Genomic DNA, 9,452 nt, shown 5'->3' on the forward strand with positions numbered 1-9,452 from the left:
GTGCGCCGCCGGCGCCGCAACCGACGCCGACGCCGGTTCCATCGCCGACCCCTACTCCATCGCCAACGCCGGCCCCGGCACCGACGCCGACGCCAGCTCCCGCGCCGGAGCCTGCGCCCGTTCCTCAACCGGAGCCCACTCCGGCGCCGCAGCCGGAACCCGCACCGACACCCGCGCCCACGCCCACGCCAGAACCTGCGCCTGCGCCTGCGCCGGAGCCAGCGCCTGCACCAACGCCCACACCCGCGCCGGCGCCCGAACCCGCGCCGGCGCCGCAACCGGCACCGACACCGGCTCCCAAGCCGGAGCCGGCGCCCGCTCCGACACCCACGCCGCAACCTCCGGCTCCGCAAGAGCAGGGCTGGTGGGGTTCGGCCAAGAACAATTGGTCCTCGTGGTGGAATTGGGCGACGGACTGGTAACTCTCATCGCTACGCGTTTTATTGCTTGAGCTAGGAGCAGCAACGATGCCGAGACATACGCCAGCTTTCGCCGCGGCGGTGCTCGTGGCGCTAAGCCTCCCGATCACCTCGACGGCACACGCGCAATTGCCGCCGTCCAAGTACGACAATCTTCAGCGCACGCTCGAGGACAAGTTCGCGCCCAAGAAGCCGTCTTCTTCGTCGTCCCAGCAGCAGAAGTCGGGCGACAAGAAGGACGACTTCATCTACGTCGATCCCAGCAAGAACAAGTCGGCGCCCGCGACTCCACAGCAGAAGCGCGGCGACGTCACGTGGGGCGATTCGATCTACGGCCTGATCTCGTCGACCTTCCGCAAGGCGCCGCCTGCGCCTGGCACCGAGGCGGACGGTGCTTTCGAAACGGCGGCGGCCGCCGATACCTCTCGCTACTATCGATACCGCGACCGGCGGCGCGGCCGCGCAAGCACAGGCGCCGCCGAGCAATCGGCGCGCAAGGTGCCGGTGGCAAAGCCGAACAGCTTCGTCATCCAGCTCAGCCCGGATGCAACCGACGCCGACATCGACGCCTTGCTCAAAAAGTATGGCCTGACGATCACAAAGGTGATCGCGCCGCTCGGCGTGATCACGGTCGAGACGGCGAGAGGCCGTGGCATCCAGCCGGGCGCAACGGAAAAGGCCGGAGACAGCAAGTCCCAGCTGCAAAGCGTGCTCGAACCACCGATCATCAAGGAGCTGCGGGCGGAAAAAGTCGTCGATGGCGCGTTCGTCAACACGACGATGGAGGCCAAGCAGATCCCGAAAGGCCTCGGCGCGACGATCAACGTGGACGGCGACGTGTTCAGCTGGCGCTGGCATGCCAGCAAGGAGGCCGACGGCAACTGGGGCCTCAAGGCGATGCGCATGCCGGCGGTGTGGAGCATCATCGATCGACACCGCAAACTGCACCCCGACGAAAAGCGGCCGAAGATCGCCGTCATCGACAGCGGATTCGAGGACAACCCGATGGTGCCGTTCGCGTCGATGCAGCACGTGAAGACGGTCGCCTATCATACGTCGCAGTGCGGCACGCATCACGGCATGCACGTGGCGGGAATTATCGGTGCGCGATCGTCGGCGGACCAGCCGGGCATCAACGGCATCGTGCCGGACGCGCGGCTGGACGCTATCGCGGTCGACAACGCCATCGTTGGCGATTCCGGTCATGTGGGCGTCGACGAGGGCTGGCAGGTGCAGGCGCTGCTGTTCGACGACGTGCTCGCGAAGACGCTCGATTACGTCTATGCCAACCTGATCACGCCCGACAATCTCAGGGTCATCAACATCAGTCTCGGCTACAATTTCGTGGCCGCGAACCTGCTCGGCGACGAGAACCCGGAGGATGTTCCCGGGCTCGCGCTTCACATCACGCATCAGGCCAATCTCATCCGCCTGATGGCGAGCCGTGTGCAGGACCACGTGCTGTTCGTCGTGGCGGCCGGCAACGACTCGGAAGACCGCGCCACGCCCATCGAGGCCAAGTGGGCCTCGCCGTTCGCATGGGCCGGCACCACGGAATCGGCGACCGGCGAAAGCCCGCCCAACATCCTGGTGGTGGAAGCCATCGACCGCAACGGGCTCAGGGCCGAGTTCTCGAACCTCGGCGGCGACGTCTCGGCGCCGGGCGTCGACATCATGAGCACGCTCGCCAAGGACAAGCCGCTCTGGATTTGCAACGGCACGTCCCAGGCCTCGCCGCACGTGGCGGCGCTCGCAGGACTGCTGTTCGAGCTGGCTCCCGAAAAGAAGCCCGCCGAGATCGCCGAGATCATTCGCAAGAGCGCCAAAGCGCCGCCGGAAGGCGTCAAGCAGGCGCCGACCATCGATGCGCTCGAAGCGGTGGCGGCCGTCGCACCGGAAGAGACGCGGCTGCTTGCCGACCTCGATGGCGACGGTACAGTCACTTCGAGCGATCTCTCCATCTTCTCGCGGCAACTCGCCTCGCTCACCAGCGCGGCGACGACGAATGCCGCCTTTACCGAAGATCTCAACGGCGATGGGGTGATCGACGACAACGAGTGCTTCTTCCCGCTCATCGATCTCAACGGCAGCGGTTTCGGAAGCCTTTCGCCCGGCGATGCGCGCAGCCTCTCGGGCGGGGTGAAAACCGATCTCGCGGCGATGGAGTTCCTCTGGTCGGACACCGCGACACCGTTCTCGATCGCGGCCTCCTACGCGGGCCTTTCCGCGACCGCCGAGGTGCACCCCGCATCGACGGCGGCCGCTGCGCCGATCACGCAATGCCGCAATCTCGTCCAGCCTGTCGTCGCCGACACCACCAAGTCGGTGGTTGGCGAAGCTCCGTCGCCGAGTGTCGGCGTTCCCGGCTCATCGCTGGTGACGGCATCTTCGACGCCGAGCAGCGAGGACGCGAAAGCCACGCGTGCCGAAGTCGAAAAGGCGATCGAGGAACTGCGCAAGACGCATCCGAACCTGCGTGTGACGATCGATCCGGCCACGGGGCTGCCAAATACCGTGACCGGGCTCTCGCCGCAGGCCGCGGGTGGGGCGTCACTCGGCGCCGCCGAGAAGAGGGATCAAACGGAGGAGGAAACGAAGCGCGCCGTCGAGGCCTATTTCGGCACGGGCGGACTTTCCTCGCTCTATCCATCGCGGAACAAGAGTGCGAAGCCTCAATATGTCGGGCGGCGCAAGGATCCCGATCTGCCGAACCGCTACGTGGCGGAGGTGGAGCAGCATGTGGACGGCGTGCCGGTGTTCGGCTCAACGGCAAAGCTCAACGTCGATTCGACGCTCGGCGTGACGAAGTTCAGCGGCACGATCTCGACGGTCGCCGTCGATGACACGAAGCCGAAGATCGCGGAAGGCGAGGCGGTGGCTGCAGCGCGCACGAAACTTGCCGACGTGCTCAGGAACACGCCGGATGCGTCGCGTGCGTTTCCGCTGGCGCCCGATCCAAGCAAGGCGGAAGTGGCGAAGCCAAATCTCGTGGTGTTCGATCCGGCGCTGGTCGGCAAGGCGAAGGGCGGAAAAACACGCCTGGCGTGGCTGGTCTCGATCGACTCGTTCCGCATCTTCATCGACGCGGCCACGGGTGAGGCCTTCTACTACTACCGCGATCAGCCGTCCGGCAGCGGCATGCTGCGGCGGATCTTCGACCTCGGTCAGACGACGACCTTTCCTGGCTCCGTCGGCATCGACGAGTCGAACCGCCAGCGCGCGGAAAAGCTGGCGCCCGAGGCACTGACGGCGTTCCGCAATGCCGGCATCGTGCGCGACTACTTCTTCCTGACCTTCGGGCGGGACGGGTTCGACGACAACGAGGGCAAGGGCGGCTCGCCAATGGAAGCCTACGTGCGGCATGGGCGGACGCAGAACGCCTACTGGTGCACCAGCAAATCCTACGACTGCCCGGGCGCGAACGTCATGGTGTACGGGCCGGGCTACGCAGGTGCTCTCGACATCGTGGCTCACGAGATGACCCACGGCATCATTGCCCACGAGAAAAACCTGCTTTACCTCAACGAGCCGGGCGCGGTGAACGAGGCGCTGGCCGACATCTTCGGCACCTTGATCGAGCTCGATGCAAAGGGCGACGGCGGCAACTGGCTGATCGGTGAGGCCTCGCCCGGCTTCTCGGTCACGGCGCCGCTCAGAAGCCTCGCAGATCCGCACCTCAAGGACACCAACGGCGTGTCCATGTTCAACAGGGGGGCACGTTTCTCGCTCTCGAATCGCGGTCAGCCGGACCACTATTCCGAGGTGCTGACGCCCGACGACGAGCAATGCGGCTCCACGGCCTACAACGACAACGGTTGCGTGCATTTCAACAGCGGCATCCTCAACAAGTTCGCCTATCTCGTCTCAGAGGGCGGCACGCATCACGGCGTCACGGTGTCGGGCATTGGCCGCTACAAGCTCGCACGCATCACCTATCGCGCGATGACCGTCGGCCTCAACCAAAGTTCGACGCTGACGCACGCGGCAAACGTATTCGTCGACAGCTGCTTCGAGCTCGCAAGCGCAGAGCTTGCCGGCCTCATCCCGGCCGACTGCGATCAGGTGGCAGGCGCGCAGCGTGCCGTCGGGCTCGAGGTGCCTTCCAGCTGATCGACAGGCCACCGGGCAGGACACAACAGACGCGGACACGAGACAACGATGACGAGGACAGCATGAAACGGGTCAACTTGGACCGCCGCCAGATGGGCGCGGGGCTTGCGGCCGCGATGGCGATGCCGTTTGTCGTACGGCTCGAGACACCCTCGGCCCTGGCGCAAAGCTCGCGCGGGACGTGGTCTCAGCTCACCGACCTGTCTGAGGAGGCGCAAAGGCTCGGGCTCTCGGTTCCGCGCATGGGGCTTGCACCCGCCGCGGGCACCGAGGAATTCTCGGAGATCCAGCCCGCCATCGTCGATTTCATGGACGGCATCACGAGCTCGGCGCCCGACGCCACCGGCGCGACCTCGGCCGATGTCGACGGCCTGCTAGACCGGGCCTCCGAGCTTCTGCGCACCGTGCGCAATGCGGAGCGCGTGCAGCGCGACATTCCCGAAGGGCCGCAGGCGGCCGCCGTCACGGCCCCCAAGTTCGAAGATATCGCCGACAATTACCGCAAGCTGTTCGAGACCTGCGTGATCCGGGACGCGAACCGCACGGACGTGCAGTGGTACGTCTCGAAGATCACCGATGCGACGCGGCGTAAGGCCTACGACGCCGTGGCAGTCGAGACCTGTGTGCCGTGGTACTTCACGGCCATCATCCACGGCATGGAGTGCGGCTTCGACATGACGTCGCATCTGCACAACGGCGACTCGCTCAAGGCGAAGACCAAGCAAGTGCCGGCGGGCCGCCCGAACCCTTGGCTGCCGCCATCCGACTGGGTGTCGAGCGCCGTCGACGCCCTTCGCTACGACAAGCTCGACGAAAAGCCCGACTGGGATCTCGCGCACGTGCTCTACCGCTGGGAAGCCTACAACGGCTGGCGCAGCCGCTTGCTGTACAAGATCAATACGCCCTACTTGTGGAGCTTCTCGAACCACTACACCAAGGGCAAGTTCGTGGCCGACAACAAGTGGGACCCGAACGCCGTCTCCAAGCAGTGCGGCGCAGCGGTAATGCTGAAGGCGCTGGTCGAGGGCGGATTCCTCGCCCCGCCGGCGTAGCACACTCGCCAACGCTCAGCTCGCGCCGCCCGCGCATCGCCGCGTCGGCGCATTTTCACTCGCTGCCGCAGCGGACTTCGGTGCATGTTTCGACGGAAAATCCGCTATTTCCCGGAATAAGTCCGCACGTGTCCTGTTCCGATCGTTGCCTTGTCGTGAAATCGGCCGTGATGGCATCATCCGTCACGAGACAAGGTCGGGTGATGAACATGATGATCGGGGCGGTCGCCACGAGTTGGTCCCTTCGCGTGAAATGGCTCTCAGTGCTTGCGGCGATGGCGTTCGGCACCGCTCCGGCATCGGCTCAAAGCGCAGGAAGCGACACCGCGATCAAAAGCATCATTCCGCATAAGAGACCGGGCAATGAAGCCTGTTTCGAAGGTACCTTCGGCGACAAGGCGGTCGACATGCAGCAATGGCCCACGTACGCCGAGCAGCTCCGACCCATAGCCGATGCCGACGGCAAACCACTCGCCGCAGCGACGTCGCGAGACCTTCCCAATCAGGCCATTTCTCATGTGGCGCTGTATCTCAACTACACAAACGGACGGCGCGCCCGCAATGAAAGCTGGGATTTTGACTTCACCGTGAGAGTCACGTCCCCCAGTCTCGGAAAGGAGCTGTTCGCGAGATCCGGATGCACGTGGTCCGGCTGGGACTATGAAAAGGAAAAGGACATCGAGCCGGAATTCATGCTCGCGTGTTGGGTCGAATGTGACGGTGGCGGCATGCGCGCCGTGCGCATCCCTGGAACCGCAAGTCTCAATCTCTTTTTCGACAGGCTCAAAATGCAGGCCGGATGCGAAGGCGGTGGAACCTATAGCGTCGCCACGAACGAAGCTAAGGTCGCGTTTCGGCTCGAGCGCGCGTCCCTTAGCGCCTGCAAGGCACTCAAGGCCTGGGACACAGACTGATCCCGTGCGCCAAGATCTAGCCCAGCGTGACGCCGCAGGCGGCGGGCCAGGCGAGGCCGTCGCGTGTCGCACCGCGGGGCTTGTATTCGCAGCCAATCCAGCCGTCGTAGCCCGACGCGTCGATGAGGCGAAAGAGGTGCGCGTAGTCGATCGTGCGTAGCGAGGGTTCGCCGCGGTCCGGCGGGTCGGCGCACTGGTAGTGGCGCGCGAGCGGCCCGAACTCGGCGATGGCCGCCTCCACATCGCCCTCCATGAGATGGCGGTGATAGAGATCGAGCTGCAAGCCCAGGTTCGGCTTGCCGACCTCGGCGATGACATCGCGGGCTTCGGCGGTGCGGGTGAGGAAGTAATCCGGCATGTCGCGCGTGTTGATCGGCTCGATCAGGATGTCGATGCCGAGAGGCGCGGCCCAGTCCGCGGCGAGGCGCAGGTTGGCGACGTAGGCGTCACGCGAGGCGCCGTGCGTCGTAAGCCCCGCCATGGCGTGGAGCCGCGGGCAATCGAGCGCTTCGGCGTAGCGCAAGGCCAGATCCACGGCGGAAGCGAACTCGTCCTCACGTCCCGGAAGCGCCGCGAATCCGCGCTCGCCCTTGTCCCAATGTCCGGGCGGGAGATTGAACAGCACGAGCGAGAGGCCGTTCGCATCAAGGCGCGTGCGGATCTCCCCGGCCGGCGTGGCGTAGGGGAACATGAACTCGACGCCTTTGAAGCCCGCGCGCGCCGCCGCCTCGAAGCGGTCGAGGAACGGCAGGTCGATAAAGAGGAAGCTCAGGTTCGCGGCGAAGCGCGGCATGGAACGTTCTCGATGCAATTGACGCTAGTCGAAAGACGGGCGCGACTGGCGCAGCTTCTTGACGCCGCCGCGCTTCACCTTGGAATCGACGCGACGCGCCCTGGCGGCACGGCTCGGCTTGGTCGCCACGCGCTTTTTCGGCACGTGGAGGGCCTCGCGCACGAGATCGGCGAGGCGCGTGCGCGCATCGTCGCGGTTGCGCTCCTGGGTGCGGTGGCGCTCGGCGCGGATGACGAGCACGCCATCATCGGTGACGCGGCGCCCCGCGAGCCGCTCCAGGCGGTCCCGCACGGCGTGGGGCAGGCTCTCCGAGCGGCGCACGTCGAAGCGCAGCTCGACGGCGGTCGAGACCTTGTTGACGTTCTGTCCGCCTGGACCGGAAGCGCGAATGAAGCGTTCCTCGAGCTCGCGCTCGTCGATCGAAAGGGTGGGTGTGATCTCCAGCATGGGCTGGGTGTTAGCAGAGATTTGGGCGGCGCGCAGCCATCAGCGCGCAGCGGCGCCTGTTTCGGCCGGAACTGACAATCCGTTCCTTGTTCGGGTACTGGGTCGGATCTTGGCTTTCCGACGTGGCGCCTCCAGCACGGAGAATCCCTATGCTCACCGTCCTCAACCTTTTCATCTACGGTTTCGTGGCCCTCGTCGTGCTGCCCCTGGCGGTTGCGTCGCTGGCCACGGGGTCCAAGCCGCCCGAAAACACGATGCTCACCAAGTACTACAACGCCGAGAAGCATCTCATGCTTGCCGGCAACCTGTTCCTACTGGCCGTCGGCGCGATTGCCATTCTGAAGCTCGTGCAGCACTTCGCGCTGATCGACGCGTCACGCGCAGACAGGCTCGAGGGCTGGATCAACGTGCCGTTCTTCGCGCTGCTGGTCGCGTTCCTGTTCTTGTTCGTGCGCGCCCACGTCAAGGTCCGCCGGGCCAATGCGGTGCAATAGCCTCGGCGCCTTGCTCACGCGGAGGCAAGGCGCTCGACGCATGCCGCCACGCCCTGCTGCCAGGGCGGCAGGTGGAGAGCGAACGTGCGCTCGAACTTGGCGCAATCGAGCTCCGAGTTCATGGGGCGAGCGGCCTTCGCCGGATAGTCCGCCGACGCGATAGGCTCCAGCGGCGTGCCGGCCTTGCCATGCTTTGCTGCGCATTCGAGGATCTCGCTCGCCAATCCGAGCCAGGAGGTCGCGCCGGTGCCAGCCGCGTGATAGGTGCCCCATGCCGGCCGGTCCAACTCGTTGGCGGTGATCTTGCGGGCAATGTCGAGGATCGCGCTCGCGAGATGCGGGGCATAAGTCGGGTTGCCATGCTGGTCGGAGACAAGACGCAAGGGCGCTTCTCCGGTCGCGGCATCCAGAATTCTCGTTGCAAAATTCTGCCCGGCCGGGCCGAACACCCAGCCCGTGCGGATAATCACATGGTCGGGATTGGCCTCGACGACGGCACGCTCGCCTTCGAGCTTTGAGCGGCCGTACACCGTTTGCGGCGCGGGCACATCATGCTCGTCGTACGGCGTGGCCTTGGTGCCATCGAAGACATAGTGCGTGGAGAGGTGGATGATCGGGATGTTGCGCCTGGCTGCGGCATGAGCGAACAGCCGCGCGCCGTCCCTATTGAGGGCGAAGGCGGCCTCCTGATCCGTCTCTGCCTGATCGACCGCCGTGTAGGCTGCCGTGTTGACAACGACGGTCGGGGCGAGATCGCCAAAGGCGCGCTCGATGGAGCGGGGGTCGCGCACATCCAGGGCGGCGCGGCCGGCGGCGAGGGCTTTGATCTCGATCCGGGATGGCGCCGCCTCGATCAGCGCGCGTGCCACCTGGCCGTGCCAACCTGCAATCAGCAATCGCATGGACCCTCCTGGGGTTTGCGGGCTGCTCCATCCTGTCCGACGCATCATAGCAGCATCGAATCATAGCAACCCTGGGGCCCGGCGGCGGATCGCGCGTCAAATAGCACCGGGGCGCCGCCCGACCCTTTTGGATCGAACGACGCCCCTCATGTCACAAAACGGTCGCCGCTGTCCTTAGGCGCAGACCGCAAGACGGACGGCGCTGCCGTCGGGAGCCGTCGCCTGCTGCGGGGCCGGCTGCCCCTGCATCGGCGGCATGGGCATGGGCATCGGCATCGGCATGGGCATCGGCTGCTGCTGCATGGGCTGAACCTGGGGCTG

8 protein-coding genes are annotated in these 9,452 nt (G+C 65.6%); 4 read left to right on the top strand and 4 right to left on the bottom strand.

Features of this window, described 5'->3' with window-relative positions:
- Window positions 1-51: 51 nt before the first annotated feature.
- Entirely contained in the window at window positions 52-327 is a 276-nt protein-coding gene (locus QZV93_RS09980; protein WP_295558044.1) for a hypothetical protein, read from the bottom strand.
- Window positions 328-467: 140 nt separating this feature from the next.
- Here QZV93_RS09980 and QZV93_RS09985 point away from each other — a divergent pair, with 140 nt between their 5' ends.
- From QZV93_RS09985 to QZV93_RS09995, 3 genes are all read left to right on the top strand, one after another.
- A complete protein-coding gene (locus tag QZV93_RS09985; protein WP_295558046.1) occupies window positions 468-4,529 on the top strand; it encodes a M4 family metallopeptidase in 4,062 nt (1,353 codons plus the stop codon).
- 62 nt (window positions 4,530-4,591) lie between these two features.
- On the top strand, window positions 4,592-5,581 hold the full coding sequence (locus QZV93_RS09990) for a hypothetical protein (protein WP_295558047.1): 990 nt from the start codon (window positions 4,592-4,594) through the stop codon (window positions 5,579-5,581).
- On the top strand, window positions 5,491-6,495 hold the full coding sequence (locus QZV93_RS09995) for a hypothetical protein (RefSeq protein WP_295558048.1): 1,005 nt from the start codon (window positions 5,491-5,493) through the stop codon (window positions 6,493-6,495). The genes QZV93_RS09990 and QZV93_RS09995 overlap by 91 nt, the downstream gene beginning before the upstream one ends.
- Before the next feature lie 16 nt (window positions 6,496-6,511).
- Here QZV93_RS09995 and otnI read toward each other — a convergent pair whose 3' ends face one another.
- Together otnI and arfB are read right to left on the bottom strand one after the other, a co-directional pair.
- Window positions 6,512-7,288 carry a 2-oxo-tetronate isomerase gene (gene otnI / locus QZV93_RS10000; RefSeq protein WP_295558050.1) on the bottom strand — a complete coding sequence of 259 codons (777 nt, stop codon included), beginning with the start codon at window positions 7,286-7,288 and terminating at the stop codon, window positions 6,512-6,514.
- Window positions 7,289-7,312: 24 nt separating this feature from the next.
- The gene (gene arfB / locus QZV93_RS10005) at window positions 7,313-7,735 is read right to left on the bottom strand and encodes an alternative ribosome rescue aminoacyl-tRNA hydrolase ArfB (protein ID WP_295558052.1); all 423 of its coding nucleotides are present in this window, start codon (window positions 7,733-7,735) and stop codon (window positions 7,313-7,315) included.
- A gap of 149 nt (window positions 7,736-7,884) precedes the next feature.
- Here arfB and QZV93_RS10010 point away from each other — a divergent pair, with 149 nt between their 5' ends.
- Window positions 7,885-8,229 (top strand): hypothetical protein, encoded by a 345-nt coding sequence (locus QZV93_RS10010; protein ID WP_295558054.1) that lies wholly within the window; start codon window positions 7,885-7,887, stop codon window positions 8,227-8,229.
- Window positions 8,230-8,243: 14 nt separating this feature from the next.
- Here QZV93_RS10010 and rfbD read toward each other — a convergent pair whose 3' ends face one another.
- Entirely contained in the window at window positions 8,244-9,131 is an 888-nt protein-coding gene (gene rfbD, locus QZV93_RS10015) for a dTDP-4-dehydrorhamnose reductase (protein WP_295558056.1), read from the bottom strand.
- Window positions 9,132-9,452 lie beyond the last annotated feature (321 nt).

Source organism: uncultured Hyphomicrobium sp. (assembly GCF_902826555.1).
In the GTDB taxonomy this organism is placed as follows: domain Bacteria; phylum Pseudomonadota; class Alphaproteobacteria; order Rhizobiales; family Hyphomicrobiaceae; genus Hyphomicrobium_C.

Excerpts from the sequence above, each read along its gene's own strand:
- QZV93_RS09985 (WP_295558046.1), top strand. The coding sequence starts at position 468 with ATGCCGAGACATACGCCAGCTTTCGCCGCGGCGGTGCTCGTGGCGCTA.
- QZV93_RS09990 (WP_295558047.1), top strand. The coding sequence starts at position 4,592 with ATGAAACGGGTCAACTTGGACCGCCGCCAGATGGGCGCGGGGCTTGCG.
- otnI (WP_295558050.1), bottom strand. The coding sequence starts at position 7,288 with ATGCCGCGCTTCGCCGCGAACCTGAGCTTCCTCTTTATCGACCTGCCG.
- arfB (WP_295558052.1), bottom strand. The coding sequence starts at position 7,735 with ATGCTGGAGATCACACCCACCCTTTCGATCGACGAGCGCGAGCTCGAG.
- QZV93_RS10010 (WP_295558054.1), top strand. The coding sequence starts at position 7,885 with ATGCTCACCGTCCTCAACCTTTTCATCTACGGTTTCGTGGCCCTCGTC.
- rfbD (WP_295558056.1), bottom strand. The coding sequence starts at position 9,131 with ATGCGATTGCTGATTGCAGGTTGGCACGGCCAGGTGGCACGCGCGCTG.